This window comes from Streptomonospora litoralis (assembly GCF_004323735.1).
Classification (GTDB): Bacteria; Actinomycetota; Actinomycetes; order Streptosporangiales; family Streptosporangiaceae; genus Streptomonospora; species Streptomonospora litoralis.
The window spans coordinates 3,317,578-3,344,391 of sequence record NZ_CP036455.1; the positions used below are offsets into that span (position 1 = coordinate 3,317,578).

General features: G+C 72.1%; 24 protein-coding genes. 20 read left to right on the plus strand and 4 right to left on the minus strand.

Features of this window, described 5'->3' with window-relative positions:
* The first annotated feature begins 478 nt into the window (after positions 1 to 478).
* The 10 genes from EKD16_RS14145 to EKD16_RS14190 all read left to right on the plus strand — a co-directional run bounded on the left by EKD16_RS14145 (position 479) and on the right by EKD16_RS14190 (position 11,218).
* Positions 479 to 2,155, plus strand: a complete 1,677-nt coding sequence (locus tag EKD16_RS14145) for a nitrite/sulfite reductase (RefSeq protein ID WP_131098815.1) — start codon at positions 479 to 481, stop codon at positions 2,153 to 2,155.
* A gap of 109 nt (positions 2,156 to 2,264) precedes the next feature.
* Positions 2,265 to 2,471: a hypothetical protein gene (locus EKD16_RS14150; RefSeq protein WP_131098816.1), complete on the plus strand. Its 207-nt coding sequence runs from the start codon at positions 2,265 to 2,267 to the stop codon at positions 2,469 to 2,471.
* On the plus strand, positions 2,468 to 3,160 hold the full coding sequence (locus tag EKD16_RS14155; RefSeq protein WP_131098817.1) for a phosphoadenylyl-sulfate reductase: 693 nt from the start codon (positions 2,468 to 2,470) through the stop codon (positions 3,158 to 3,160). Before EKD16_RS14150 ends, EKD16_RS14155 begins: the two co-directional genes overlap by 4 nt.
* A 41-nt stretch (positions 3,161 to 3,201) precedes the next feature.
* The gene (locus EKD16_RS14160) at positions 3,202 to 3,972 is read left to right on the plus strand and encodes a sirohydrochlorin chelatase (RefSeq protein ID WP_131098818.1); all 771 of its coding nucleotides are present in this window, start codon (positions 3,202 to 3,204) and stop codon (positions 3,970 to 3,972) included.
* Between the two features lie 79 nt (positions 3,973 to 4,051).
* A complete protein-coding gene (locus EKD16_RS14165; RefSeq protein WP_131098819.1) occupies positions 4,052 to 4,432 on the plus strand; it encodes a MerR family transcriptional regulator in 381 nt (126 codons plus the stop codon).
* 133 nt (positions 4,433 to 4,565) lie between these two features.
* Entirely contained in the window at positions 4,566 to 5,186 is a 621-nt protein-coding gene (locus tag EKD16_RS14170) for a Uma2 family endonuclease (RefSeq protein ID WP_165498569.1), read from the plus strand.
* A gap of 141 nt (positions 5,187 to 5,327) precedes the next feature.
* A complete protein-coding gene (locus tag EKD16_RS14175) occupies positions 5,328 to 6,962 on the plus strand; it encodes an isovaleryl-CoA dehydrogenase (protein ID WP_131098821.1) in 1,635 nt (544 codons plus the stop codon).
* 210 nt (positions 6,963 to 7,172) lie between these two features.
* Positions 7,173 to 9,296: a glycogen debranching protein GlgX gene (glgX, locus tag EKD16_RS14180; RefSeq protein ID WP_131098822.1), complete on the plus strand. Its 2,124-nt coding sequence runs from the start codon at positions 7,173 to 7,175 to the stop codon at positions 9,294 to 9,296.
* Between the two features lie 83 nt (positions 9,297 to 9,379).
* On the plus strand, positions 9,380 to 10,150 hold the full coding sequence (locus tag EKD16_RS14185) for a pyrimidine reductase family protein (protein ID WP_131098823.1): 771 nt from the start codon (positions 9,380 to 9,382) through the stop codon (positions 10,148 to 10,150).
* Positions 10,151 to 10,459: 309 nt separating this feature from the next.
* On the plus strand, positions 10,460 to 11,218 hold the full coding sequence (locus EKD16_RS14190; protein ID WP_131098824.1) for a GntR family transcriptional regulator: 759 nt from the start codon (positions 10,460 to 10,462) through the stop codon (positions 11,216 to 11,218).
* 227 nt (positions 11,219 to 11,445) lie between these two features.
* Here the strand turns inward: EKD16_RS14190 and EKD16_RS14195 are convergent, their stop codons facing one another.
* Positions 11,446 to 11,880 (minus strand): hypothetical protein, encoded by a 435-nt coding sequence (locus EKD16_RS14195; protein ID WP_131098825.1) that lies wholly within the window; start codon positions 11,878 to 11,880, stop codon positions 11,446 to 11,448.
* Between the two features lie 202 nt (positions 11,881 to 12,082).
* Between EKD16_RS14195 and msrB the strand changes: the two genes are divergently transcribed.
* From msrB to pssA, 3 genes are all read left to right on the plus strand, one after another.
* Positions 12,083 to 12,505 (plus strand): peptide-methionine (R)-S-oxide reductase MsrB, encoded by a 423-nt coding sequence (gene msrB, locus EKD16_RS14200; RefSeq protein WP_131098826.1) that lies wholly within the window; start codon positions 12,083 to 12,085, stop codon positions 12,503 to 12,505.
* 132 nt (positions 12,506 to 12,637) lie between these two features.
* Positions 12,638 to 13,294: a phosphatidylserine decarboxylase gene (locus tag EKD16_RS14205; protein WP_131098827.1), complete on the plus strand. Its 657-nt coding sequence runs from the start codon at positions 12,638 to 12,640 to the stop codon at positions 13,292 to 13,294.
* A gap of 76 nt (positions 13,295 to 13,370) precedes the next feature.
* Positions 13,371 to 14,135 (plus strand): CDP-diacylglycerol--serine O-phosphatidyltransferase, encoded by a 765-nt coding sequence (gene pssA, locus EKD16_RS14210; RefSeq protein ID WP_131102545.1) that lies wholly within the window; start codon positions 13,371 to 13,373, stop codon positions 14,133 to 14,135.
* Between the two features lie 78 nt (positions 14,136 to 14,213).
* Here the strand turns inward: pssA and hemQ are convergent, their stop codons facing one another.
* Together hemQ and hemG are read right to left on the minus strand one after the other, a co-directional pair.
* Positions 14,214 to 14,924: a hydrogen peroxide-dependent heme synthase gene (gene hemQ / locus EKD16_RS14215; protein WP_131098828.1), complete on the minus strand. Its 711-nt coding sequence runs from the start codon at positions 14,922 to 14,924 to the stop codon at positions 14,214 to 14,216.
* A complete protein-coding gene (hemG, locus tag EKD16_RS14220; RefSeq protein WP_131098829.1) occupies positions 14,921 to 16,420 on the minus strand; it encodes a protoporphyrinogen oxidase in 1,500 nt (499 codons plus the stop codon). Before hemG ends, hemQ begins: the two co-directional genes overlap by 4 nt.
* A gap of 330 nt (positions 16,421 to 16,750) precedes the next feature.
* Between hemG and EKD16_RS14225 the strand changes: the two genes are divergently transcribed.
* The gene (locus tag EKD16_RS14225) at positions 16,751 to 17,887 is read left to right on the plus strand and encodes a DUF4349 domain-containing protein (RefSeq protein WP_165498571.1); all 1,137 of its coding nucleotides are present in this window, start codon (positions 16,751 to 16,753) and stop codon (positions 17,885 to 17,887) included.
* 175 nt (positions 17,888 to 18,062) lie between these two features.
* On the opposite strand, the gene hemE is transcribed toward EKD16_RS14225, so the two are convergent.
* Positions 18,063 to 19,088 (minus strand): uroporphyrinogen decarboxylase, encoded by a 1,026-nt coding sequence (gene hemE / locus EKD16_RS14230; RefSeq protein ID WP_131102547.1) that lies wholly within the window; start codon positions 19,086 to 19,088, stop codon positions 18,063 to 18,065.
* 404 nt (positions 19,089 to 19,492) lie between these two features.
* Between hemE and EKD16_RS14235 the strand changes: the two genes are divergently transcribed.
* From EKD16_RS14235 to EKD16_RS14260, 6 genes are all read left to right on the plus strand, one after another.
* Entirely contained in the window at positions 19,493 to 20,074 is a 582-nt protein-coding gene (locus EKD16_RS14235) for a DUF3000 domain-containing protein (RefSeq protein WP_131098831.1), read from the plus strand.
* A 90-nt stretch (positions 20,075 to 20,164) separates the two neighbouring features.
* The gene (locus tag EKD16_RS14240) at positions 20,165 to 21,451 is read left to right on the plus strand and encodes an HRDC domain-containing protein (protein ID WP_131098832.1); all 1,287 of its coding nucleotides are present in this window, start codon (positions 20,165 to 20,167) and stop codon (positions 21,449 to 21,451) included.
* A 263-nt stretch (positions 21,452 to 21,714) separates the two neighbouring features.
* Positions 21,715 to 22,584, plus strand: a complete 870-nt coding sequence (locus tag EKD16_RS14245; protein WP_131098833.1) for a tetratricopeptide repeat protein — start codon at positions 21,715 to 21,717, stop codon at positions 22,582 to 22,584.
* A 182-nt stretch (positions 22,585 to 22,766) separates the two neighbouring features.
* Positions 22,767 to 23,969: a thiolase family protein gene (locus EKD16_RS14250; protein ID WP_131098834.1), complete on the plus strand. Its 1,203-nt coding sequence runs from the start codon at positions 22,767 to 22,769 to the stop codon at positions 23,967 to 23,969.
* Positions 23,966 to 26,098 carry a 3-hydroxyacyl-CoA dehydrogenase NAD-binding domain-containing protein gene (locus EKD16_RS14255; RefSeq protein WP_131098835.1) on the plus strand — a complete coding sequence of 711 codons (2,133 nt, stop codon included), beginning with the start codon at positions 23,966 to 23,968 and terminating at the stop codon, positions 26,096 to 26,098. The genes EKD16_RS14250 and EKD16_RS14255 overlap by 4 nt, the downstream gene beginning before the upstream one ends.
* A gap of 158 nt (positions 26,099 to 26,256) precedes the next feature.
* Positions 26,257 to 26,814, plus strand: coding sequence for a hypothetical protein (locus tag EKD16_RS14260; protein ID WP_131098836.1), 558 nt, complete (start codon positions 26,257 to 26,259; stop codon positions 26,812 to 26,814).

Below are 26,814 nucleotides of genomic sequence, written 5' to 3' on the forward strand. Positions count from 1 at the left end.
CACAAGCCCCACACGTCTCCAACTTAGGCGCCCGGGGGCCGCGGCGTCTCCTCCCCGGCGCGCACACCAGCCCAACCGGGCCGATCGGCGGGCCGACCGCGGCGGGAGCCGGCTCGCGCAGGCGCGCGGGCCGCTTGTCAAGTGACACGCTTCACGGTCGCAGGCGTCGGCGGCATCTGGACAAGCGGTCGTGCAGCATGGCATTGTCGAGGGCATGATCGCTGCTCTGGACCCGATGCTCTGCGTGCGCCGGCACGTGGACTTCCTTCGGGTTCGCAGCGCCATCTGTCGCAACGTCGGCTGACCCCGCCGCTTCTGTATCTGTCTACGCCCGATTTCAGGGGCGCGAGCGGCGCCGACGTTCTCCCACGCCGAACCCTGCTTGAGCCCGTGTCCACGATGCCGTGCCGGGCGATGAGGTCCGCCGTGGTGCGCGCCGGCCCGTGTGCCCCGCGCAACCGCTTCGGAGGACCCCGCAATGCCGCCCACCACCGCATCGACCGGCTCCCGGCCGCGCCGCGGCGAGGGCCAATGGGCTCTCGGCTATCGGGAACCGCTGAACAAGAACGAAGAGAACAAGAAGAACGATGATGGGCTCAACGTCCAGCAGCGCATCATCGACATCTACTCCAAGGCCGGGTTCGACTCCATCGATCCGGCCGATCTGCGCGGGCGCTTCCGCTGGCTGGGCCTCTACACCCAGCGCGCCCCGGGCATCGAGGGCGGCAAGACCGCCGTGCTGGAGCCCGAGGAGCTCGACGACCGCTACTTCATGCTGCGCGTGCGCATCGACGGCGGCCAACTGAGCGTGGCCCAACTGCGTGCCATCGCCGACATCTCCACCACCTACGCGCGCGACACCGCCGACATCACCGACCGGCAGAACGTCCAGTTGCACTGGATCCGGATCGAGGACGTCCCCGCGATCTGGGAGAAGCTGGAAGCGGTCGGCCTGTCGACCATGGAGGCCTGCGGCGACACCCCGCGCGTGATCATGGGCTGTCCCGTGGCCGGCGTCGATGAGAACGAGATCATCGACGCCACCCCGCAGATCCGCCAGATCCACGACGAGTACATCGGCAGTCCGCTGTTCTCCAACCTGCCGCGCAAGTTCAAGACGACGATCTCGGGGTGCTCGGCGTTCTGCACCAACCACGAGATCGACGACGTGGCTTTGGCGGGCGTCGTGGGCCCCGACGGCGCGCCGGGCTTCGACCTGTTCGTCGGCGGCGGGCTGTCCACCAACCCCATGTTCGCCCAGCGGTTGGGCGCGTTCGTGCGGCCCGACCAGGTCAGCGACGTGTGGGCCGGAGTCGCCGGGATCTTCCGCGACTACGGCTACCGGCGGCTGCGCCACCGCGCCCGCATCAAGTTCCTGATCAAGGACTGGGGAGCGGCGAAGTTCCGCGAGGTGCTGGAGAAGGAGTACCTGGGTTACGCGCTGCCGGACGGCCCCGAGATCGACATGCGCGAGGGCCAGCAGCGGGACCACATCGGCGTGCACCGCCAGCGCGACGGCCGCAACTACGTCGGCTTCGCGGCGCGCGTGGGGCGCATCCCGGGCACCGGGCTCGCCCGCATCGCCGACATCGCCGAGGAGCACGGCTCCGACCGCATCCGCACCACCGCCGACCAGAAGCTGGTCATCCTGGACGTCGCCGACGACCGGGTCGACTCCATCGTCTCGACACTGGAGGCCGAGGACCTGCGGGTGCGTCCCAGCGTCTTCCGTCGCCAGACCATGGCCTGCACCGGCATCGAGTTCTGCAAGCTGGCCATCGTCGAGACCAAGGACCGCGGCGCCGAGCTGATCGACGAGCTGGAGCGGCGGCTTCCGGACTTCCCCGAGCCGGTGACGATCAACCTCAACGGCTGCCCCAACTCCTGCGCGCGTATCCAGGTCGCCGACATCGGCCTCAAGGGCCAGCTGGTCACCGACGCCGACGGCGACCAGGTCGAGGGCTTCCAGGTGCACCTGGGCGGCGGCATGGGGCTCAACCCGGCGTTCGGCCGCAAGGTGCGCGGACTCAAGACCACGGCGGCGGAGCTGCCCGACTACGTCGAGCGGGTGCTGCGGCGCTTCCTGGAGCAGAAGGACGAGGGCGAGACGTTCGCGGCCTGGGCCGCCCGGGCCGAGGACGGCGATCTGAAGTGAACGGAGCGACCCGGCACCGGCGGGGCGCCGTTTCCGGCCGCGCAGCGGGGCGCGGCCGGGTGCGCGCCGCCGGATGGGACGCGGCCAGGAGAGGAGCGGTGAGGAGACCGTGAGCGAACGCGCCGCCCCCCACTACTGCCCCTACTGCGCAGACGAGGACTTGATTCCGCACGAGGGCGACGGCGAGTCGGGCGCGGGCTACGCCTGGGCCTGCCTGTCCTGCGCGCGGGTGTTCCGGGTGAAGTTCATCGGCCTGCGGTCGGCCGCCTTCGGCGGCTCCGGCGACGGCCGAACTCCGACGGATGGGAACGCATGAACGTCACATTGGACGGCCAGGACCTCGCGGAGCGGGCCTCGGCCGAACTGGAAGACGCAAGCGCCCAGGAGATCATCCAGTGGGCCGGCGAGACCTTCGGCTCCCGGCTGTGCATGACCTCCTCCATGGCGGACGCCCTCATGATCGACCTGGCGTCCAAGGTCGTCCCGGGCATCGACGTCATCTTCCTGGACACCGGATACCACTTCGCCGAGACCATCGGCACGCGCGACGCGGCCGAGGCGATCTATCCCATCAACCTGGTCAACGTGGAGCCGCAGCGCAGCGTGGCCGAGCAGGACCGCGATCTGGGTCCCCGGCTGCACGGGCGCAATCCCAACATCTGCTGCTACCTGCGCAAGGTCGAGCCGCTGCAGCGGGCGCTGGAGCCCTACGACGCGTGGCTGACCGGGCTGCGCCGCGACGAGGCCGCCACCCGGCGCACGACCAAGGTCGTCCAGTGGGATCGCCGCAAGAAGATGGTCAAGGTCAACCCGATCGCGAAGTGGACCCAGCAGGACGTCGACACCTACATCGAGGAGCACGGGGTCCTGGTCAACCCCCTGCAGTACGACGGCTTCCCCTCGATCGGCTGCGCCCCCTGCACCCAGCGGGTGGCCGATGGCGGCGACCCGCGCAGCGGGCGCTGGGCGGGCCTGAACAAGACCGAGTGCGGCATCCACCTGTAGGACGGGTGCCGGGCCGCTGCGAGTGACTGCGAGGACTTCAGATGAACGGTATCGGCAGCGAGGGCGTACCGCTGGTGGCGGTGGCCCACGGCAGCGCCGACGCGCGCTCGGCCCGGGCGGTGGAGGCGCTGTTCGAGCGGGTGCGCGGCCAGCGGCCGGGGCTGGACGTGCGGGTGGCCTATCTGGACCACGTGGCGCCGGGGGCGCAGGACGCGCTGACGGGGCTGGCCGCCGAGGGCGCGGGCGCCGCGGTGGTGCTGCCGGCGCTGCTGACGGCGGCCTACCACAGCAAAGTCGATCTGCCCGCGGTGCTGGCCGAGGTGCGGGAGTCGTGCCCGTGGCTGCGGGTGCACTACGGCGACACGCTGGGCCCGCACCCGCTGCTGCTGGACGCGGTGGAGCGGCGCCTGGCCCAGACGCCGGGGGCGCTCGGGCCGCACACGTCGCTGGTGCTGGCCTCGGCGGGGTCCAGCCACCCCGAGGCCAACGCGGTGATCGCGGACGCGGCCGCCGAGCTGGAGCGCCGCGGGCCCTGGGAGCGCGTGGTGCCGGCCTTCGCGTCGGCCGCCTCGCCCACGCCCGGTGAGGCGGTCGCCCGCCTGTACGCCGAGGGTGCGCAGCGGGTGGCGGTGGCCGACTACCTGCTGGCCCCGGGCTTCTTCGCCGACCGGGTGGCCGAGCAGGCCCGCGCCGAGGGCGCGGTGGCGGTCTCGCCCGCGCTGGGCGACGCCCCGGAGGTGGCCGAGGTGGCGCTGCACCGCTACGACGAGGCGCTGGGCCGGGTGCCGGTCACGGGCGCGGCCGCGCGGTAGGCGGCGTAGACGGCGGTGGGCGCAGGGGCGGCCGGAAGCGGACTTGAGCGGCCGCCCCGCCCCGGTCGATGATCGGGGCATGCGGAACTACTACACGCCGGGCGAGGTCGCCGAGCGGTTCGGGCTGAGCCTGGACACCCTGCGGTACTACGAACGCGAGGGCCTGCTGACCGAAGTCGAGCGCGCCGCGAGCGGCCACCGGCGCTACCGGGCCTCCGATGTCGAACTGCTGGAGCTGGTGCGCTGCCTGCGCGACACCGGCATGCCGATCGCCCACCTGCGCGGCCTGGCCGAACTGGTCCGCGAGGGCGACCACACCATCCCGCGCCGCCTGGAGCTGCTGCGCGAGCACGCGGGCCGACTGGCCGCGCAGATCGCGGAGCTGCGCGAGAACGAGTCGGCGATCGTGAACAAGATCGGCTACTACGAGGGCGTTCTGGAGGAGGCGGGGGGAGGCTGAGGACGCCGACCGTGCGGCGGATCTGGCCACGGAAGGGCCTGGTCACTAAAGTTCATGGTGAGTTCCGCGATTTCACGGACACGGAGAGGGGTCGCTTCATAACATGGTGGAGTCGAATAGAGGAGCAGAACCCATGTCCGTAGCCACAGCAGAACCGTCTTTGGCGGAGGCTCCAGAGGGGCCGCTGAACTCGGTGGAAGCCACTTCACTTCGCGCTGTTGCGGAGCACGTGGCCGACATGCTCCCTGAAGGTTTTCGTGTTGAGATCCTCGAAGGAAGCATCGTCGTGTCACCCACCCCCACCCCGCGGCACGCTGAAATCATCCGATGCGTCCGTGACCAACTGCGTTCCCAACTTCCGCAAGGCCTGGCGTGCTACGAGAATCTCGCTACGGGACTGTCCGGTAAGAACTCGGACTATTCCCAGCCTGATCTCGCCGTCTTCCCCATTGCCGCAGCCCGGGAAGCCGAGCACTGGCTCCAAGTCCCCGATCTTTTCGAGTTCGCTCTCGAGGTCGTGTCCCCGAGCAATGCACGCAACGACGTCGAGGTCAAGCCCGGCGTCTACGCGGACATGGGTATCCCGATCTATCTGTTGGTGGATCCTCGCGACGGCTCAGTGCTCTGCCACTCGGATCCGCGCGACGGTAAGTTCCAAACCGTGGACCCGATTAAGTTCGGCGACGCCGTCGTCCTACCCGAACCGCTGCAGGATGTCCGTATCGAAACCGAAGAATTCGTGCGCTACGACTGACTTCCCACCGGCTCCCGCCGCGGACCGCCGGACGGCTACCAGGCCCCGGCGGTCCCCAACTCCCCCATGGCCTGCCTGCGCGAAACGCTAGGCTGGCCACCAAACCGAATCGCGTTCGGGAGTCGTCGGAGGGAGCCTGCCATGCCGCCCACGCACGAGGTGTTCAACCAGCCCGAGCCGCTGGAGGACTACGACGTCGCCGCCGACCCGGCCCTGACCGAGGGGTTGGAGCGCGAGGAGGCCGGCTGGGCCGCCGACGAGCTGCATGAGCTCGGCCGACTGGCCGGTTCCGGGCGCGCCCGCGCGTGGGGCGAGCAGGCCAACGCCAACGAGCCCGAGCTGCGCACCCACGACCGCTACGGCCACCGCGTCGACGAGGTCGACTTCCACCCGGCCTGGCACGTGCTGATGGACACCGCCGTCTCCCACGGCCTGCACGCGGCGCCGTGGGCCGACGACCGACCCGGCGCCCACGTCGCCCGCGCCGCGAAGTTCTACACCTTCTCGCAGGTGGAGAACGGGCACGCCTGCCCGGTCTCCATGACGTACGCGGCGGTGCCCGCTCTGCGCCACTCCCCCGAGCCGGCCGCGCGCCTGGAGCCGCTGCTGACGGCGCGCACCTACGACTTCGGACTGCGCCCGCCGGAGTCCAAGCGCGGCATCCTCGCCGGAATGTCGATGACCGAGAAGCAGGGCGGCTCGGACGTGCGCGCCAACACCACCCGCGCGGAACCTACCGCCGGCGGCGAGTACCGCCTCACCGGGCACAAGTGGTTCACCTCGGCGCCGATGAGCGACGTCTTCCTCACCCTCGCCCAGGCACCCGAGGGGCTGACCTGCTTCCTCGTGCCGCGGGTGCTGCCCGACGGCACCCGCAACACGCTGCTCGTCCAGCGGCTCAAGGACAAGCTGGGCAACCGCTCCAACGCCTCGGCGGAGCTGGAGTACGACGGCGCCACCGCCTGGGTCGTGGGCGAGCCGGGCCGCGGTGTGCGCACCATCATCGAGATGGTCAACGGGACCCGGCTGGACTGCGTGATCGGCTCGGCGGCGGGCATGCGGGCCGGGCTGGTGCAGGCCCTCCACCACGCGGAGCAGCGGCACGCGTTCGGCCGCGCGCTGATCGAGCAGCCGCTGATGCGCAATGTCCTGGCCGACCTGGCCCTGGAGTCGGAGGCGGCCACGGTGCTGGCGATGCGTCTGGCCGGTGCCGCCGACCGCGCGATCCGCGGCGACGCGACGGAGGCCGCCTTCCGCCGGATCGCGGTGGCCGTGGGCAAGTTCTGGGTGACCAAGCGGCTGCCCGCACACGCCGCCGAAGCGCTGGAATGCCTGGGCGGCAACGGCTATGTTGAGGAGTCGGGCATGCCCCGGCTGTTCCGCGAATCCCCGCTGAACTCGATCTGGGAGGGCTCGGGAAACGTGGCGGCGCTGGACGTGCTGCGCGCTCTGGGGCGCCATCCGGAGGGCGCCGAGGTGTTCGTGGCCGAACTCCGGCGCGCCGAGGGGGCCGACTCGCGGTTCGACGACGCGTTGAAGCGGCTGCTGGAGCAACTGCACGACACCGAGGACATCGAGTTCCGGGCGCGCGGCCTGGTGGAGCGGATGGCGCTGCTGCTGCAGGCGTCGCTGCTGCTGCGCCACAGCCCGGCGCCCGTGGCCGAGGCGTTCGCGGGCTCGCGGCTGGGCGGCGACTGGGGTCGCGCCTTCGGCACCTTGGCGCGCGGTACCGACACGGCCGCCGTCATCGACCGGAACCGGCCGCGATCGGTGTAGCGCGTCCGGGGGCCTCGGGTGCGACCGCAACACCCGTCGATGCGGTCTCGAACGACTGACCGAAACGGCCGTCCTTTGCCGCAAACGATGCGAAAACGGGCACCGCACCCCGATCATCCTGCAAGATTCGCACAAGGCGAGGAATACTCGCGCGGCCACGACGGAACAACCATCTCGTCACCTGACGAACGAGAATCGAGATTGCTTGCCATGGTGGAAGTCTGGCCCGGTTCCCCCTATCCCCTCGGTGCGACCTACGACGGCACGGGGACGAACTTCTCGCTGTTCTCCGAGGTCGCCGAGCGCGTAGAGCTGTGCCTCTTCGGCGAACGCGGCGCCGAGACCCGGGTGGCGCTCACCGAGAACGACGGCTTCGTCTGGCACGGCTACCTGCCCGGTGTGGGGCCGGGACAGCGCTACGGCTACCGCGTCCACGGCCCCTACGCGCCCGAGGCGGGACACCGGTGCAATCCGAACAAGCTGCTGGTCGACCCCTACACCAAGGCCATCGAGGGCGGCGTCGACTGGCACGAGTCGCTGTTCAGCTACCACTTCGACGCACCGGGCCGGCGCAACGACCGCGACAGCGCGCCCTACGTGCCCAAGTGCGTGGTCGTGAGCCCGTTCTTCGACTGGGGCAACTCGGCGCGCCCGCGGATCCCCTACCACGAGACGGTCATCTACGAGACCCACGTGCGCGGGCTGACGATGCGCCACCCCGGCATCCCCGAGCACCAGCGCGGCACGTACGCAGGGCTGGCCCATCCCGTGATGGTCGACTACCTCAGCTCGCTGGGCGTCACGGCGGTGGAGCTGATGCCGGTCCACCACTTCGTGCCCGAGCACGCGCTGGTGGCGCGCGGCCTGACCAACTACTGGGGCTACAACACCCTCGCCTATCTCGCGCCGCACAGCGGCTACGCCGCCAACGGTGTACGCGGCGAGCAGGTCCAGGAGTTCAAGGCCATGGTCAAGTCGCTGCACGAAGCCGGGATCGAGGTGCTGCTCGACGTCGTCTACAACCACACGGTCGAGGGCGACCACATGGGCCCGACCCTGTCGCTGCGCGGCATCGACAACCTCAGCTACTACCGGGTGGCCGACGACGACCTGCGCTACTACCTCGACTACACGGGTTGCGGCAACAGCCTCAACGTTCGCCACCCGCATGCGCTGCAGCTGATCATGGACTCGCTGCGCTACTGGGTGACCGAGATGCACGTCGACGGTTTCCGCTTCGACCTCGCCTCGGCGCTGGCGCGGGAGTTCCACGACGTCGACCGGCTGAGCACCTTCTTCGACATAGTGCAGCAGGATCCGGTGATCTCCCAGGTCAAGCTGATCGCCGAACCCTGGGACGTGGGCCCGGGCGGCTACCAGGTGGGCAACTTCCCGCCGCTGTGGACCGAGTGGAACGGCAAGTACCGCGACACCGTCCGCGACTTCTGGCGCGGCGAGCCGGTGGTGCCCGAACTGGCCTCGCGCCTGGCGGGCTCCAGCGACCTGTACCAGGACGACGGCCGCCGCCCGGTGGCCTCCATCAACTTCGTCACCTGCCACGACGGGTTCACACTGGCCGACCTCGTCTCCTACGAGCGCAAGCACAACGAGGCCAACGGCGAGGACAACCGCGACGGCACCGATGACAACCGCTCCAGCAACCACGGTGTCGAGGGGGCCAGCGAGCACCCCGAGGTCGTCACGCTGCGCCGCCGCCAGGTGCGCAACTTCCTGGCGACCCTCTTCTGCTCCCAGGGTGTGGCGATGCTTTCCCACGGCGACGAGATCGGCCGCAGCCAGGGCGGCAACAACAACGCCTACTGCCAGGACAACGACATCTCCTGGGTCGACTGGAAGCACGCCGACGAGGAGACCGACCTGCTGGAGTACGTCCGGGAACTGGCGCGGCTGCGCCGCGAGCACCCGGTGTTCCGCAGGCGCCGGTTCTTCCTGGGCCGCAAGGCCGGCGACAGTGCCCTGCCCGACATCGCCTGGCTGCGCGCCGACGGCCGGCCGATGCGCGACGCCGACTGGGACTCCGGCAGGCGGGTGCTGGGGGCCTTCCTCAACGGCGACGCCATCGGCGAACCCGACCCGCGGGGGCGCGAGGTCCGCGACGACTCCTTCCTGCTGCTGCTGAACAGCGGGGACGAGCCGGTCGATTTCACGCTGCCCGGCGAGGACTACGGGACTGCGTGGGAGACCGCGCTGGACACCGCCGAGCCCGACACCGCCGACCGCCCGCTGGTACCGGCCGCGGGCACCGTGCGGGTGATCGACCGCGCGCTGCTGCTGCTCAAACGCGTCTCGCACCAGGGGCCCGCGCGCGGCTGAGCCGAGAACCGCGCCGAGCGGGGCAGCGGCGCACCCGCGCCCGCGTCGGCTGCTCCGCACCGCGGCCTCTAGTCTGAGATGACATGAGTTCCGCATCCACCGGCGCCGCAGGTCAGGCGCCCCGCTTCCGCTCGCTGCTGCCCCACCTGGAGGCAGACGCCGACCTCGCCTCCGCCTACGCCTACCCGCAGCAGCCGAGTCGGCCCTGGCTGCGCGCCAACATGGTCGCCAGCGCCGACGGCGGGGCGTGGGGCGCGTCGGGTCGCACCCTCGACCTGTCCTCGCCGCCCGACCGGGCCGTGATGTCGGTACTGCGGGCGCAGGCCGACGTGGTGCTGGCGGGCGCCGCGACCGCGCGCATCGAGGGGTACCGGCCGGTGCGCCCGCGGGAGGTGTGGGGCGAACTGCGGGCGGGGCGCCCGGAGACGCCTCCCCTGGCGGTGGTCACCCGCACGCTGGACGTGCACCCCGACGCGCTCAAGGCCGCGCCTCCGCAGGCGCGCACCATCGTGCTCACGACCGAGTCGGCGCCCGCGGAGCGCCGCCGCGAAGCCGCGCTCACCGCGGACGTGGTCGTCGCCGGAACCGAGAGCGTGCGCCCGGAGGCGGTCCTGGACGCGCTGGCCGAACGCGGCCTGTTCCGGGTCCTCACCGAGGGCGGTCCGCACCTGCTGGCCGAGTTCACCGCCGCGGGACTGCTGGACGAGCTGTGCCTGACGCTGAGCCCGCGTCTGCTGGGCCCCGAGGCGTCGCGCATCGTGGCCGGGGACTCCCCTTCGCATACGAGCGACTTGCGCCTGGAGGGACTGCTGGAGTCGGAGGGGGCGCTGTTCATGCGCTACGTGCGGGCTTGACGCCGTCTGCGGGGCGAGTCGGCGGCGCGCTCACGAAGGCACGCGGTAGGAGGGGCGGGGATCGGCCGGCGGCGGGTGGGCGGCCGGTTCCGGCCCGGCACCTACGACGCATAAACCAATGTTCAAACGGACATACCCGGAGTGTGGCCTTATGTCACAGACCACCCGTCGCGGATAAGAAGTAGACAATCGGATAGTCCCCCGACCCGGTCCGGTCCCCCAGTGAGCGGGCGTCGGCCGTCTTGACCAGAGCGATCGCAGCGACCCCCCGATCCGCCGTCCCACATTCCGGGCGAGAGGATGAACGCAGTGCCGACGTCCGAAAACGACTCACCGCCGGTCTACCGCGAGATCGCCGAGGATGTGCGAGCGGCCATCGCCTCCGGTCGGCTCGCCGACGGCGACCGGGTTCCGGGCGAGAACGACCTCATGAAGCAGTACGGCGTCGCCCGGGCCACAGCCCGCCAGGCGCTGTCGGTACTGATCAACGAGGGCATCGTGGTGGCGATCCGCGGCTCGGGGGTCTATGTCCGCACGTTCCGCCCACTGCGCAGGCACGGCCCGCGGCGGCTCTCCCGGGAGCTGTGGGGCGCGGGGCGCGCCATCTGGCAGGCCGACTCCCCTGAGGGCGGGTTCGAGACCGACAGCGTCGCGGTGGACGAGATCGCGGCACCGGCCTACGTGGCCCGTGCGCTCGGGCTGGCCGACGAGGCGCCGGTGGTTCGGCGCCACCGGCGCTACCGCCTGGACGAGCGCCCGATGCAGCTGGCCACCTCCTATCTGCCCGCCAAGCTCGCCGCGGGCACCGCCATCGCCGACCACGAGACCGGTCCCGGCGGCATCTATGCCCGGCTGGCCGAGCAGGGCCACGCGCCCGCCCACTTCACCGAGGAGATCCGGGTGCGCATGCCCACCCCGGAGGAACTCCGCGCACTGCGGCTGAGCGCGGGCACCCCGGTACTGGACGTCCTGCGCACGGCGCTCACGGCCGCGCATGCGGCGGTGGAGTTCAACGAGATGACGCTGGACGGATCGGCCTACGTGCTGCAGTACGACTTCGACGCCTGAGCCCCTCCGGCTGCCGCAGGCGGCGCCCGCGCCGCGCGGCCCGGGGTCGCGCGCACTCCGCTGTTGACGCGGCGGCGCTTTCGTGTCCGTATAGAGGGGACATGTTCCCTAGAGAACCGGCGGCACCGCCGGCCCTTTCGGCCGGGGCCGTCGGCCGCACGAACCCGGCGGGCCGGGTAGGACGGCCCCGGCCCGCTGGGCGGGCCGGAACCCTCGATCCTTCGAACCTACCTCCGGCCCTCCTTCGGGTCTGCCCCGGCCCGCTCCGTCTCCACCGAGGCGAAGACGACGAAGACCAGGGCGAAGAGGGCTACTCCGACGGCGACCGCCCCGCCGGCTGCGGGAAGGACGTCGCCGGGGCCGCTCGCCACCCACCGGCTGAGGGCATAGCCCACGACACCGGCGACGGCCAGCGAACCCAGTGCGATCACCGAGAGCAGCGCGAGCAGCTTCCCGTCGGTCCACGGGCCCGGGCGCATCCGGGCCGCGCGCAGGGCCGCCGACCCGGCGGTGAGCCGGGCGACCCAGACGACCTCCGATGCGGCTGCGGCAAGGGCGCTCCATCCCGGCCGGGTCTCCTCGCGGAGCCGGACGAGCTGGTGATCGGTCCAGAGGCGGTAGTAGCGGGCCCACCCCACATGGAGCGGCTGTCGGTGTCCCAATGGCTGTCGGTACGAAACCAGCATTGTCACACTCCCGGCTGACAGTAGCCTCATTACGTTCCGTACCCGGACCTGGTTGCGACGAACTTCTCAGCAGCGAAGAAACAGACATTCATCGGCCCATGGGGTGTTGACCGCCTTCTGACGGCCCATTGCCTCCTCAACCGGGCGAACCCGCGCGAATGCCGGTAGCGTCACCGGTATGGATGAGAAGACCGGGCCCGTGCACAAGTCCGACGAGGAATGGCGGTCGGCTCTCGGCCGCGAGGAGTTCGCCGTGCTGCGCCAGGGCGCCACCGAGCGGCCCTGGAGCGGCGAGTACGTCTCGACTACGGCCACCGGCGTCTACCGCTGCCGTGCCTGCGGCGCCGAACTCTTCCGCTCCGCGGAGAAGTTCGAGTCGCACTGCGGCTGGCCGAGCTTCTTCGACCCCGCCGAAAGCGAAGCGGTCACCCTGCACGAGGACCGCTCGCTGGGGATGGTGCGAACCGAGGTCCGCTGCGCACGCTGCGAATCCCACCTGGGCCACGTGTTCTACGGCGAGGGCTACGACACGCCCACCGACGCCCGCTACTGCATCAACTCGATCGCCCTCACGCTGGAGGCAGACGACTCAGTGCAATAGCATCCTCCATCATGGATTCACTCGGCTGGTGATCCCCGTTCCTCCAGCCGTTACGATCGCTGCGACCGCCATCGCGCGCGCAGCAGCGCACGGAGCGGGTCCACGGCGGCCCGCCCTCGACGGAAGTTGGCAATGACCGAACACGACCGGCATACCCCGGCCCCCTCCCGTGCTCCCGGCCGCCTCCGACTCGGCCTGGCCCGCGGCTCGGCGCCGTGGCTGCTGCCCGCGTTCGCCCTGGTCGTCGTGGCCTTCGTCGTTCCGGGACTGCTCCTGCTGGCGATCCCGGCGGGTGCGCTGGCACTGGCGATGGTGTGGTTCTTCCGCGACCCCGAGCGCACCGCCGCCGACGCCGGGTTCGCCTGCGCCGCCGACGGTGTCGTGCAGTTCATCGATGCCCAGCCCGACGGACGCACCCGCGTCGCCGTCTTCATGAACCCCCTCAACGTGCACGTCAACCGTGCTCCGCTGGAGGGTGCGGTCACTGGGATCGAGCACCGCCCCGGCGGCTTCCGACCCGCATTCGACAAGGACAGCGAGCGTAATGAGCGCGTCATCTGGACCTTCAAAACCGAGATCGGTGAGGTCACGGTCGTTCAAATCGCCGGCGCGATGGTCCGGCGTATCGTCCCGTATCTCGCTGAGGGGCAGAAGGTGGAGAAGGGGCAGAGGATCGGCCTCATCCGCTTCGGCTCACGGGTCGACGTCTACCTTCCGGCGGGGGTCGCCCCGGCGGTGGAGGTCGGGCAGCAGGTCCGAGCCGGAGAAACCCGTCTCGACCGCGGCTGAGGCGAGGCGCCCCGCTTTCGAGGGCACGTCGGCGGCCGCACCGGCCGGCGAGGCCGCCGGCGGCCCGGCGCCGCGGCTGCGGCTCGCCGTGGCCGACTATCTGACCCTGGGCAACGCGCTGTGCGGCTTCATGGCGGTCTGGCAGCTCGCGGCGGCCCAGTCCGCCCAGCTCGCCGGCGCGGGACCGCTCGACCGCGGCGCCATCGCCTCGGCGGTGGTGCTGCTGCTCATCGCAGCCGGCTTCGACCTGTTCGACGGCCGGGTGGCGCGCAAGCTCGGCGGCAGCGGCATGGGCGCCGAACTGGACAACCTCGCCGATGTGATCAGTTTCGGCTTCGCTCCCGCGTTCTTCGTGGTGGCCTGGGGAACGTTCGTCGGCGACGGCGGGGCGCTGCCCATCGCGGCCGCGGCGGCGGTGCTGCTGGCGGTCGTCGTGCGCCTGGCGCGATTCTCCTGCCAGAGCCCCGGCTGCGGCAGCTTCACCGGACTGCCCAGCCCCTTCGGCGCCATGGCGGTGATCACCGTCGTCCTGCTCGACCCGCCGGTCCTGCTCGGATCGCTCGCGGTGCTGGCGCTGGCCTGGCTGATGGTCAGCCGCGTGGAGTACCCCAAGCCGAGCGGCCGCCTGGCCTATGCGGTGCTGGTGTGGATCGCCGGCAGCGTCGGCTGCCTGGCCGCGTGGGCGATGGACGCCCCGGCGGGCGACACCCTGCTCTACTCGGGATCGGGCCTGGTCCTGGTGCTGCTGGCGGGGGTGCCGGTGTACCTGCTGGCCACGCGCCGCCACACCCGAGCCGCGCAGGGGCCGGTGCTGCCACCCCAGGGCGGCCCGGGGGACTGAACGAGCGCGCCGGCGCCGCGGACGCCGGGGGCGCGCTCGTCCGCGCCCCCGGAACGTACCGGGACCGGGCGCAGGCCTTCAGGCCAGGGCCTCGACGAGTTCGGCGGGGCTCTTGCGGCGGCCGGTGTAGAACGGAACCTCCACGCGGGTGTGGCGGCGCGCCTCCGCGGCGCGCAGGTGGCGCATCAGGTCGACGATGCGGTACAGCTCGTCGGCCTCGAAGGCGAGCATCCACTCGTAGTCGCTCAGCGCGAAGGTCGAGACCGTGTTGGCGCGCACGTCCGGGTAGGGCGCGGCCATCTTGCCGTGCTCGGCCAGCATCGCGCGGCGCTCCTCGTCCGGCAGCAGGTACCACTCGTAGGAACGCACGAACGGGTAGATGCACAGGTGCTCGCCCGGTTCCTCGCCGGCGAGGAAGGCCGGGACGTGGGCGCGGTTGAACTCGGCGGGGCGGTGCAGGCCCACCACCGACCACACCGGCGTGCTCACCCGTCCCAGCCGGGTGCGGCGGAAGGAGGTGTACATCTCCTGCACCGCCTCGGAGGTGTCGGCGATCCACCAGAACATCATGTCGGCGTCGGCGCGGAAGCCCTGCACGTCGTAGCAGCCGCGGGTGGTCACGCCCTTGTCGGCGGCGCCGTCGAACAGCGCGCCCAGCTCCCGGCCCACGGCGGCGCGGTCGGCGCCCGCCAGGTCGCCGGCCTTGAACACCGACCACATGGTGTAGCGGATGAGCCGGTTGAGGTCCTGGGCGTCGTCCGCGCCCTGGCTGTGCTGCCCCGTTGTCACGGATGGCTCCTTGTCTCGTCGTTGCTGGTTGCATCCGGCGCCCGGCCGTCGGCGGCCGCGGGCACCGAGGCCAGCACGTCCTCGACGGCCCGGGTGGCGCCGGCGATGCAGGCGGGAACGCCCACACCGTCGAAGGCGGCACCGCACACGGCGAGTCCGCCCAACCCGGCCACCCCGGCTCGAATGCGTTCCACCCGGGCGCCGTGGCCGGTGTCGTACTGGGGCAGCCCGCCGCCCCAGCGGGTGACGCGCTGCTCGGTGGGCGCGCCGGTGACGCCGCATACCGCGGCGAGGTCCGCCGCGGCCAGAGCGGCGAGCTCGCCGTCGCTGCGCTGCAGCAGGGACTCTTCGCCCGCACGTCCGATCGAGCAGCGCACGATGACGGTTCCGGCGCCGGGGTCGGGGTGCGCGCCCGCCAGCTCCTGGGCCAGCCAGGGCCACTTGCGGCTGCTGAAGGTGGCGGCCTTGATGCTCAGCCCCTCGCGGGCCGACACCAGGAAGCCGCTGCCCTCAGGGACCCGGGCGAACGCGGCGGCGGGGTAGGCCAGGGTGACGACGGCCATGCTCGCGTACCCGATACCGGCCAGGTCCTCGGCGGTAGAGGCGGCCAGCGGGCGCAGCAGTCTGGCCGCCGCCGGAGCGGGGCAGGCCAGCACGACGCCGTCCGCCGCGACTTCGCGGGGGGCGGCGCTCGGCGCGTCGGGTGCCGCCGCTCCGACGTCGAGCGACCAGTGCCCGGACCCGGTGCGCGACAGCCGGCGCACGGTCGCCGAAGTCTCGATGCGGGCGGGGCCCTCGGCGAGCGCGTCGGCGAGGGTCGCGATGCCGCCGCGCAGGGTCGCGAAGGCCGGTGCGCCCGGTCGCGACCGGGCCCGCTGGTCGGCCGCGGCGCGGCGCACGGCTCGCGTCAGCGAGCGTTCCTCGCGGGCCTGCGGAGCGAGCTGGGGAAGGGTCGACTCCAGCGACAGCCGCTCGGCGCGCCCGGCGTAGACGCCGCCGAGCATCGGCTCGACCAGCCTGTCGACGACCTCGCGGCCCATGCGGGCGCCGATGTAGTCGCCGACGGACACGTCCGCGCCGAGCGGCGTGCGCGGCAGCACCGGGTCCAGCCCGGCGCGCAGCACACCGGGCACCGAGAGCACGCCGCTGCGGGCCAGCGCGGCCAGGTTGCCGGGAACCCCCATCACCTGGCCCTTGGGGAACGCGCGCAGGCGGCCGCGGGTGTAGATGGCGGCGGGCAGCGGCGCGGGGTACTCGATCCGGTCGCCGAGGCCGAGCTCGTCGATGAGGTCGAGCGCCTCCGGCCGCCGTGCGAGCACCGACTCCGCGCCGGCGTCGACCGGCACCCCGGCCACCGGAGACACGTGCAGCTTGCCGCCCACTCGCGGGGACGCTTCGAGCACGGTCACGTCGGCTCCGGCGCGGCCCAGCCGGTAGGCGGCCGTGAGGCCGGATATCCCGGCGCCCACAACCGCTACTCGGGGTTTCTGCTGCATAGTCCCAGCTTTCCAGATACCGCGGGCACCTGCGTCCGCAAGAGGTTGTGATCCGGGCGTCGCTGCCGGGAGCGGGTGCGGGCGGCGGCGGGTCGGCGGGCGCGGACACGGAACGGGCGCGGGTCGGCGGGCGCCGACGGGGTTCGTCGGGAACAGCGGCCACCGGTTCGCGGACGCGGGGCCGTGACCAAGCCGCAATCCGAGCGGTGCAACGCGCACCGCGGCGGCGGCCGTCGAAGGGGCATGTTCGCCACGCCAGCAAACGCACCGCGTACCCCCCGCCGACCGCGGTCGGCCGCGACTGCGACCCTCCTACCGTTCGTACTGCTCGTGCTGCTCGCCGCGCTGAGCGGGTGCGCGGGCGGCGGCACCTCATCCGGCGGCCAGTCCGCCGACGCGCCCGCCGGGGAGTCCGGCGTCGTCGGGCCCGGCGCCGGCGGCGGCCGGAGCGGCGAGGACGGTCAGGGCGGTCAGGGCGTTCAGGGCGGTCGGGGCAACCGAGCCGAAGGCACCGGCGAGGGCGGAGATTCGGCCGGCTTGGCGGCGGATGTCCCGCTCGCCGAGCGCGACCTGGTGCACACCGCCGACATGGCGGTGGAGGTCGACGGCGTGCAGAAGGCGGCCGACGCGGCCGCCGACTGGACTCGGTCGGCCGGCGGCTACGTCGCCGCGGAGCAGGTGCAGACCGCCGAGGGGAGCCCGCCGCACGCCTCGCTGACACTGCACGTTCCCCAGGACCGCTACGAGGACGCCCTGGAGGAGTTCGCGTCGCTGGGCTCGCGCTCCAACCTGGACCGCAACGTGCAGGACGTCACCGAGCAGGTCGCCGACGTCGACAGCCGGGTCGAGTCGGCCGAGGCGTCGCTGGAGCGGTTGCGCGACCTGCTGGAGGAGGCGGAGTCGGTCGAGGACGTGCTGGCCGTCGAGCGCCAGATCAGCACCCGCCAGGAGGAATTGGAGGCCCTGCAGGCCCGGCAGCGATCGCTGGCGCAGCAGACGACCTACGGCACCGTGCGGCTGGAGTTGGCGCCGCCGGAGACCTACGTGGAGGCGCCCGAGGACGACGGCATCGGGTTCCTCGGGGGTCTGCAGCACGGTTGGCAGGCGCTGGTCGGCGCCGTCGAGGTGCTGCTGGTGGTAGTGGGCTGGATGCTGCCGTTCCTGCTGGTCGCCGCGGTGATCGGCGTTCCGGGGTGGCTGGCCTGGCGCCGGCGCCGCCGGGCGGCGCCCGATCGCGCGGCGCGCCAACCGGTTCCGGCGGCGGTAGGGGCAACGCGCGGGACGGCGAACGGCGCAGCCGGCACCGCCCATGAGGGCGCCGCCGAACCCGCGGAGGCCACCGGTAAGCCCCAGCCCCCGGACGCGGCGCCCGACGAGTCCCCGGGCGCGTCCGCGGAGAACTCCCCCGGCGACGACGACGCCGAGCCGCGCTCCGACAAGGACGACCGCCCCGGCACCGACTGCTGACGCGGATCCGCTGCGCGGCCTTGTGACCTGCCGGGCGGCGGGTCCGGTCGAAACCCTGCAATAGGCGGCACCGGTCCGACGCGGCTTCTTTCGTCAGTCGTGAACTTATGGTCGCAGGAAAGCGCCTTCCGCGACCATAAGTTCACGATCATCGCCGGATGAACCGGGCGGTCCGTCAGTGCTCGGTCCGGGTGTGCACGTACTCGGTGAGGCGGGCCAGGACGTCGGGGTCGGTGTCGGGCAGCACGCCGTGGCCGAGGTTGAAGATGTGGCCCTCGGCCGCGGCGCCGCCGGCGACGACGTCGTCGGCGCGGCGGGCGACGACGTCCCAGGGGGCGAACAGCGCGGCCGGGTCGAGGTTGCCCTGCAGCGCCGTGCCCGGCTGCACCCGCTGGGCGGCCTTCTCCAGCGGCACCCGCCAGTCCACGCCGACCACGTCGGCACCGGCCTCGCTGAGCAGGCTGAGCAGCTCGCCGGTGCCCACGCCGAAGTGGATGCGCGGCACCTGGAGCTCGGCGAGGCGCTCGAAGATCCACGACGTGTAGGGCAGCACGGACTCCCGGTAGTCGGCGGCGCTGAGCGTTCCCACCCAGGAGTCGAACAGCTGCACGGCACCGGCGCCCGCGGCCGCCTGGACCCGCAGGAACTCCACCGTGATGGCGGCCAGCCGCTGCATGAGGTCGGCCCACAGCAGGGGTTCGCCGTACATGAGCGCCTTCGTGCGCTCGTGGTTCTTGGAGGGCCCGCCTTCGATGAGGTAGGAGGCGAGCGTGAACGGGCCGCCCGCGAATCCGATCAGCGGGCGCTCGCCCAGTCGGCTCACGAGCTCGCCCACGGCCTCGGTGACGAAGGTGACGTCGTCGGGCTCCAGCGGGCGCAGCCGCTTCACGCCCTCGGCGTCGCGGACGGGCTCGTCGACCACGGGGCCCACACCGGCCTTGATGTCGAGGTCGACGCCGATGGCCTTGAGGGGCACGACGATGTCGCTGAAGTAGATGGCGGCGTCGACGTCGTAGCGGTGCACCGGCTGCATGGTGATCTCGACGATCATGTCGGGCCGCGCGCAGGCGTCGAGCATGGGCACGTCGGCGCGCACCCTGCGGTATTCGGGCAGTGAGCGCCCGGCCTGGCGCATGAACCACACCGGTGTGTGCGGCACCGGGAGGCGCCGGCAGGCGCGAAGGAATGGAGAGTCGTGCAGCGTCACACCCCGATCGTGCCACGTGTTCGGGGTGTCCGCGCCCGCTTGTGCCGCCCGCCCGGGCCGGGGCGGCCCGATCCGGCCGGGCCCGTGCACGCGGCGACAGGGGGTCGAGCACTCCGACACGGCGGGTAAAAAGGAAGGGGGACACAGCGGCGCGGAGCCGTCGGCCGCGCCAGTCCCAAGATCATTACAAAAGGCCGACACGCCGGAGAAACTCCGCGTGATGGCTCGTGACTCGTGCCACCGTCGTGGGGTACCCGCCGTCACGCGCCGCAATCGCCGGTGCGCTCCGCTCCGGCGGCGGGACCGCGGACGGGCGCCCCCGCCCACCGGGTGCGCGGACCGCGGTCTGTCGGTGCTGCCAGTGCCCCGTCAACAAGATTAAGGCTGTCGTTTCCATCATGCCCCCTGTCGGTAGGGTCGATGACGCTCCGCCCGCGTTCCGACGAGCGGTCGAGAGTCTGCGCGAACCCCCGGTCCGGTCGGAGATCGCGGTCGAGGACATCCCCGCCCCCAAGCGACTCGCGCCGCACGCGGCGGCGATGTCGGCCAACGTCCGCTCCGACGGCGAGGACGCCGCGTTCGGACGCCTCATCGTCCTCTACGACCCCCAGGGCACGCGCGACTGGCCCACGCCCTTCCGCCTGGTGGTCTGGGTCAGCGCCGATCTGGAGACCGAGATCGCCACCGACCCGCTGCTGGGCCAGGTCGCCTGGTCCTGGCTGACCGACGCGCTGGAGGCGCGCCGGCTTCCGCACCAGGGGCTCAGCGGCACGGTCACGCGTGCCACGAGCGAGGGGTTCGCCGGAAAAGCCGACCAGCCGGTGACCACCGAGCTGGAGCTGCGCGCGTCGTGGTCACCGGAGTCCGAGGAGCTGTCCGCCGACATGGAGGTGTGGCTGGACCTGCTTTCGGCCGCGGCAGGGCTGCCGCCGGTCGACGTCGCCGACATCACCCCTCGGCGCGGCCGCGCCGAGGGGTGACCCGGGCGGGAGCCCGGCGGGACCGCCGGGCTCCCGCCCGCGGCGCGCTCCGGTCACGCCTTCGATACGGCGAGCGCATACCGTGGGGGTGTGGCGAACGTGCTGAACTCGAAGACAGGTACCCCGGATCCGGAGAACTCCCGCGGACAGGACGGGGGGCGCGAGGAGGCCGAGCCCGAGGCGCCGCTGCTGCGCGAACCCCGTGACGGCCTGCCCCCCGTGGTGGCCGACTCCGCACATCTGGCGCGCGTCGTCGAGGAGTTCGCCGCGGGCACCGGCCCCGTGGCGGTCGACGCCGAACGGGCGTCGGGCTACCGCTACGGGCAGCGCGCCTACCTGGTCCAGCTGCGCCGGGCCGAGGCGGGCTCGGCCCTGATCGACCCGATCGCCTGCCCCGATCTCAGTGGCCTCGACTCTGCCCTGGCCGGTACCGAGACGGTGCTGCACGCCGCCCACCAGGACCTGCCCTGCCTCACCGAGATCGGACTGCGGCCGGCCGAGCTGTTCGACACCGAGCTGGCCGGCCGGCTGCTCGGCTACCAGCGGGTGGGGCTGGGCTCGATGGTGGAGCGGGTGCTGGGTCTTCGCCTGGCCAAGGAGCACTCCGCGGTGGACTGGTCGGTGCGCCCGCTGCCGGAGGACTGGCTGACCTACGCCGCACTCGACGTGGAGGTGCTGGTCGACCTGCGCGACACGCTGCGGGCCGAGCTGGAGGAGGCCGGCAAGCTGGAGTGGGCGCGCGAGGAGTTCGCGTGGGTGCTGCAGGCTCCGCCCAAGGAGCCGCGGACCGATCCGTGGCGCCGCACCTCGGGCATCCACCGGGTGCGCAACCAGCGCGGCCTGGGCGTGGTCCGGGAACTGTGGACCGAGCGCGACCGCGTCGCCCGCGAACGCGACATCTCCCCGGGCCGGGTGCTGCCCGACGCCGCCATCGTCGAAGCCGCGACCGCGATGCCCGCCACCGCGCCGGAACTGACCGCCATCAAGCCCTTCAGCGTCCGGCTGGCCCGCCGCTACGTGCCCACCTGGCTCAAGGCGATCAACCGTGTGCGCGCCATGCCGGCGGCCGAGTTGCCCCAGCCCAGCGCCCCCGGCGACGGCCCTCCGGCGACGAACCGCTGGGCCGACCGCGACCCGGCCGCCGCGCGCCGACTGGAGGCGGTGCGCGCGGAGCTGTCTGCCGTCGCCGAGCGGATCACGATGCCCACCGAGAACCTGCTGCAGCCCGACACGGTGCGGCGGCTGGCGTGGAGCCCGCCGCAGAGCGTGGAGGCGGACTCCGTGGCGGAGCATCTGCGCGAACACCACGCCAGGGACTGGCAGGTGGCGCTGACGGCCGAGCAGCTGGCCGAGGCCCTGCGCCGGGCCGCCGGCTGACCGGAGGGCACCCGCCCGTCCGCCGCGCCGACGCGGACCGGTAGTTTACCCACGAGATAGCGACCTTTGTCCGCTTCCGACCTAGTTAAACCCACCTTTACCCTACTTTGGGGATAGGTGACGTAATTCACTCGAAACGCGAGGCTGTCAAACGTCCGGGTCAGCCTTCGGGCGGATTATGTTATGGAATCGTGCTGTTCTTGATGCGAAGCGGCGAAGTCCCGTGGCGTGCGACTGCTGTGTCCGGATGGGTGGTGAGTCTTGTGGCGATCTGGCGCTCCCTGCTGCGCAAAACCGGATTCACCCCTGCTGATCCCGCGACGGCGACCCGCACGTCCGATCGGGAGCAGGGCCGCACCCCGGCCCTGCGCGCCGCCGCCCTGGAGCAGACGCTGCACGAGCACGTCGAGTCGCACGGCAGTGCCGATCCGCGCACCATCACCGCGCGCAACAACCTCGCCAGCAAGTACGCCCAGATCGGGCGCCGCGAGTCGGCCGTCGCCCAGTTCGAACAGGCCTTGGGCGACGCGGTGACCGCCTACGGCGAGGGACACGGGCAGACCGATGTGATCCGTGAGAACCTCGCCTGGTGCTACGAGGACGCCGGCCGCCACGGCGACGCCGCCGAGCAGTGGGAGGCGCTGCTCAAGCACCGCGACGAGCACCTGGGGCCGGTGGCTGCCGACACGGTCGCCGCGCGCAGCCGACTGGCCATCAGCTACCGCAAAAGCGGGCGCCACGACGCCGCCATCGCCCATTACGAGAAGGCCGTCGAGGACGCGGGCGTACCCGAGGCGCGCGAGGACCTGCGCCTGGGCCTGAGTCTGGCCTACGCCTCGGTGGACCGCGAGGACGACGGCATCCAGCAACTGCGCATGGTGCTTGCCCAGCGCCGCCGCAGGATCGGCACCAGGCACCTGGAGACGCTGGCGGTCCAGCACAGGCTGGGCCGGGCCTACACCCAGGCCGGCCGCCTGGAGGAGGCGGTCGATGCCCTGCGCACGGCCTACTTCAGCGGCCTCCAAGCCGCCGGCGACCCCGACATCCGCATGCTGACGCTGCGGATGCGCCGCGACCTGGCCGGGGCCCTCAGCGCCCTGGGCCGCCACCGCGAGGCCGCGGGACTGTTCTGACGGGGCCCGCGGCGGCCCCGACTCTTCGACGTCCACCCCGGTTGCGCCCCGGCGCGCAACCGGGGTTTTCGCTTTGCCGGGACGCGGCAAGCGGGTGCGCGAGGCTGCTCGCCGCAGTAGTTACCGACGAGTAGCATGTTCTCGTACCGGTCACCCGTCCCTTAGAACCAGGAGGGCAAATCGTGCCGCGAACCGCCCGCGATGTCGTCTTCGTCGACGGAGTCAGGACTCCGTTCGGCAAGGCCGGCAAGGGCCTTTACGCCGAGACACGCGCCGACGACCTCGTCGTGCGCGTCATCCGCGAGCTACTACGCCGCAACCCCGGCCTCCCACCCGAGCGCGTGGACGAGGTGGCCATCGCCGCCACCACCCAGATCGGCGACCAGGGGCTGACGATCGGCCGCAGCGCCGCCCTGCTGGCCGGCCTGCCCCGCAGCGTCCCCGGCTACGCCATCGACCGCATGTGCGCCGGCGCGATGACGGCCGTGACCACCAGCGGCGCCGGCATCTCCTTCGGCGCCTACGACATCGCCATCGCCGGCGGCGTCGAGCACATGGGCCGCCACCCGATGGGCGAGGGCGTGGATCCCAACCCGCGCTTCCTCTCCGAGAAGCTGGTGGACACCTCGGCGCTGGTCATGGGCAACACCGCGGAGAACCTGCACGACCGCTACCCCGCCATCACCAAGGACCGGGCCGACGCCTACGCCCTGCGCAGCCAGGAGAAGGTCGCCAAGGCCTACGCCGACGGCAAAATGCAGCCGGACCTGGTCGAGGTGCTGGTGCGCTCGGCCGAACAGGGCTACGGACTGGCCGACGCCGACGAACCTCCGCGCCCGGAGACCACCCTCGAAGGGCTGGCCGGGCTGAAGACTCCGTTCCGCGCGCACGGCAACGTGACGCCGGGCAATGCGGCCGGCCTCAACGACGGCGCGACCGGTGCGATCATCGCGGCCGAGGACGTCGCCGCCCAGATGGGGCTGAACGCCCCGATGCGGCTGGTCGACTTCTCCTTCGCCGGTGTGGAGCCCGAGGTCATGGGCGAGGGGCCGGTGCCCGCCACCGAGCGGCTGCTGGCCCGGCAGCAGATGGGCGTGGACGAGATCGGCCTCATCGAGATCAACGAGGCCTTCGCCGTGCAGGTACTGGCCTTCCTGGAGCACTTCGGCATCGCCGACGACGACACGCGCGTCAATCCGTGGGGCGGTGCGATCGCGCTGGGCCACCCGCTGGCCTCCTCGGGCGTGCGGCTGATGATGCAGCTCGCGCGGCAGTTCGCCGAGCGCCCCGACGTCCGCTACGGGCTCACCACCATGTGCGTGGGTATGGGCATGGGCGGAACCGTGCTGTGGGAGAACACGAACTGGGAAGGGGCCGCCAAGTGAGCAGCAGCAACGACCGGGGCGCCGCGGGCGGTGTCCCCGCCTCCCCCGAGGCCCTGCGCGAGGTTTTCGCCGACGAGGTGGTCACCCACGCGCTCTCCCGCGACGTCCGGCTGCCCTACGGTGCCGGCAAGGCGGTGCTGATCACCCTGGACAACGGGCACGACCACACCAAACCGAACACCTTCGGCCCGGCCGGGCTGCTCAGCCTGGACGAGGCGATCGAGGCGGCGCGCGCCCGCACCGACATCGCCGCCGTCTGCATCACCGGTAAGCCCTTCATCTTCGCCGTGGGCGCCGACCTGTCGGGCGTCCCGCAGGTGCAGACCCGCGAGCAGGCCCACGCGGTGGCCAAGCTGGGCCACGACGTCTTCCGCAAGCTGGGCGAGCTGGACGTGCCCACGTTCGCCTTCGTCAACGGCGCCGCCATGGGCGGCGGCGTCGAGGTGGCCCTGCACTGCCGCTACCGCACCGTGTCCTCGGGCGTGACGGCCTTCGCGCTGCCCGAGGCGTTTCTGGGCCTGGTCCCGGGATGGGGCGGCACCTACCTGCTGCCGCGGCTCATCGGCGCCGAGCAGGCGCTGCAGCTCGTCGTCGACAACCCGCTGGCGCAGAACCGGACGATCAAGGGCCCCCGGGTCCACTCGATGGGCATCGCCGACGCCCTCTTCGAGCCGGCCGACTTCGTCGAGGAGTCGCTGCGCTGGGCCGCACGCGTCATCACCGGCGAGACCGCCGTCGAGCGGCCCGAGGTCGACACCGGCCAGGCGTGGGACCAGGCGATCGAGACCGCCCGGTTCACGCTGGAGGGCAAGCTGCACGGCGCGGCCCCCGCCCCGGTGCGGGCGCTGGAGCTGGTCGCCGCGGCCAAGGACCGCACCCGCGACGAGGGCTTCGCCGCCGAGGACGAGGCGCTGGCCGACCTGATCATGAGCGACGAGCTCACCGCCGGCCTGTACGCCTTCGACCTCAACCAGAAGCGGGCCCGGCGCCCCGCGGGCGCCCCCGACAAGTCGCTGGCCCGTCCGATCACCAAGGTCGGCGTCGTGGGGGCGGGGCTGATGGCCGGGCAGCTCGCGCTGCTGTTCGCCCGGCGGCTGGACGTGCCGGTGGTGATGACCGACCTGGACCGGGAGCGGCTGGACGCGGGCGTGGGCTACGTCCACGGCGAGATCGACAAGCTGCAGGGCAAGGGCCGTGTCACCGCCGACCAGGCGAACCGGCTGAAGAACCAGGTCAGCGGCTCGCTGTCCATGGACGCCTTCGCCGACGCCGATTTCGTCATCGAGGCCGTGTTCGAGCGGATGCCGGTCAAGCAGGACGTGTTCGCTCAAGTCGAGGCGGTGGTGTCGGCGGAGGCGATCCTGGCCACCAACACCTCCTCGCTGTCGATCAGCGAAATGGCCTCGGGCCTGGAGCACCCCGAGCGGGTGGTGGGCTTCCACTTCTTCAACCCCGTGGCGGTGCTTCCGCTGCTGGAGATCGTGCGCGGCGAGCACACCGACGACGCGACGCTGGCCACGGCCTTCGCCACCGCGAAGACGCTGAAGAAGACGGCCGTGCTGTGCAAGGACGCGCCCGCCTTCGTCGTGAACCGGCTGCTGACCCTGTTCATGGGCGAGGTACTCGGCGCCGTCGAGGAGGGCACCGCCCCCGAGACGGCCGACCGGGCCGTGGCTCCGCTGGGGCTGCCCATGTCGCCGCTGATGCTGCTGCAGCTGGTCGGGCCGGCGGTGGCGCTGCACGTGGCCGAGACCTTGAACGCGTCCTTCCCGGAGCGCTTCGGCGTCTCCGACCAGCTGCGCCGCCTGGTCGAGTCGGGCCGGAACGAGATCTACGGCTCCGATCTGCAGATCGACCCCGAGGTGCGGGAGATGTTCGCCGCGGGCGGCGACCGGCCCTCCAGCGAGGACCAGATCCTGCGGCGCGCGCTGGAGGCGCTGGCCCGGGAGATCCGCATCATGCTCGACGAGGGCGTGGTGGCCGAAGCGGCCGACATCGACCTGTGCCTGATCGCGGGCGCCGGGTGGCCGTTCCACCTCGGCGGTATCACGCCCTACCTGGACCGCTCCGGCGTGTCGGAGAAGGTCAACGGCTCGCTGTTCCACCCGGACGGCCCCAAGGCGGTGTAACCCGCCGACTCGGTCCCGCACCGCGGGACCACCGGTCCGGGGCGCTCGCCGACGAGCGCCCCGGACCGACCGCGCGACGCCGTCCCCGCGCCCACCCGCCGCACACCGCGCCGCGTGCGGCCAAGACGCCGCGGGTTCGGCTGTTTTATCCTGAAGCCATGTCGGGCGCATCGGCACCATTCGTCGTCACCAACCGCTTCCGCGTGACCTGGGAGGGGGCCTGGCTGACGGTCGCGTGCCTGGTGTTCACCGGCATCGGCGTCGCGCTGATGCTGCGCGGCGGCGTCGTCGACATCGTCATGGGGCTGCTGGCCGTGCTCGTCTTCGGCGGAGCGGGCGCCGCGTCGATCACCCGCCTGGTCTCGCCGCGGCCGGTACTGGAGCTCGACGGCCACGGCGCGCGCTTCCCCGCGCCATGGCCGCGCTCGACCAGGGAGGACATCGTCCTGGCCTGGGGGGAGATCTCGCTGCTGCGGGCCTGCACGCAGGTGGTCCCGCACCGCGGCGGCACGGTGAGCCTGCACTACCTGGACTTCGTCCCCGTCAGCGAAGCCGACCGCCCCTTCCGCACGCCCACGCCCTGGCGCAGCGACCACGCCGTGCGGGTTCGCCCCACTTGGGACCACAGCCTCGACGAGATCGTGGCGGCCGTGCACACCCACCGCCCGGAGATGCCCTTCGAGGACCGCCGCGAGCCGCGCAACGACCACGTCTGA

Excerpts from the sequence above, each read along its gene's own strand:
- EKD16_RS14145 (WP_131098815.1), top strand. The coding sequence starts at position 479 with ATGCCGCCCACCACCGCATCGACCGGCTCCCGGCCGCGCCGCGGCGAG.
- EKD16_RS14155 (WP_131098817.1), top strand. The coding sequence starts at position 2,468 with ATGAACGTCACATTGGACGGCCAGGACCTCGCGGAGCGGGCCTCGGCC.
- EKD16_RS14160 (WP_131098818.1), top strand. The coding sequence starts at position 3,202 with ATGAACGGTATCGGCAGCGAGGGCGTACCGCTGGTGGCGGTGGCCCAC.
- EKD16_RS14165 (WP_131098819.1), top strand. The coding sequence starts at position 4,052 with ATGCGGAACTACTACACGCCGGGCGAGGTCGCCGAGCGGTTCGGGCTG.
- EKD16_RS14170 (WP_165498569.1), top strand. The coding sequence starts at position 4,566 with ATGTCCGTAGCCACAGCAGAACCGTCTTTGGCGGAGGCTCCAGAGGGG.
- EKD16_RS14175 (WP_131098821.1), top strand. The coding sequence starts at position 5,328 with ATGCCGCCCACGCACGAGGTGTTCAACCAGCCCGAGCCGCTGGAGGAC.
- glgX (WP_131098822.1), top strand. The coding sequence starts at position 7,173 with ATGGTGGAAGTCTGGCCCGGTTCCCCCTATCCCCTCGGTGCGACCTAC.
- EKD16_RS14185 (WP_131098823.1), top strand. The coding sequence starts at position 9,380 with ATGAGTTCCGCATCCACCGGCGCCGCAGGTCAGGCGCCCCGCTTCCGC.
- msrB (WP_131098826.1), top strand. The coding sequence starts at position 12,083 with ATGGATGAGAAGACCGGGCCCGTGCACAAGTCCGACGAGGAATGGCGG.
- EKD16_RS14205 (WP_131098827.1), top strand. The coding sequence starts at position 12,638 with ATGACCGAACACGACCGGCATACCCCGGCCCCCTCCCGTGCTCCCGGC.
- hemG (WP_131098829.1), bottom strand. The coding sequence starts at position 16,420 with ATGCAGCAGAAACCCCGAGTAGCGGTTGTGGGCGCCGGGATATCCGGC.
- EKD16_RS14235 (WP_131098831.1), top strand. The coding sequence starts at position 19,493 with ATGCCCCCTGTCGGTAGGGTCGATGACGCTCCGCCCGCGTTCCGACGA.
- EKD16_RS14260 (WP_131098836.1), top strand. The coding sequence starts at position 26,257 with ATGTCGGGCGCATCGGCACCATTCGTCGTCACCAACCGCTTCCGCGTG.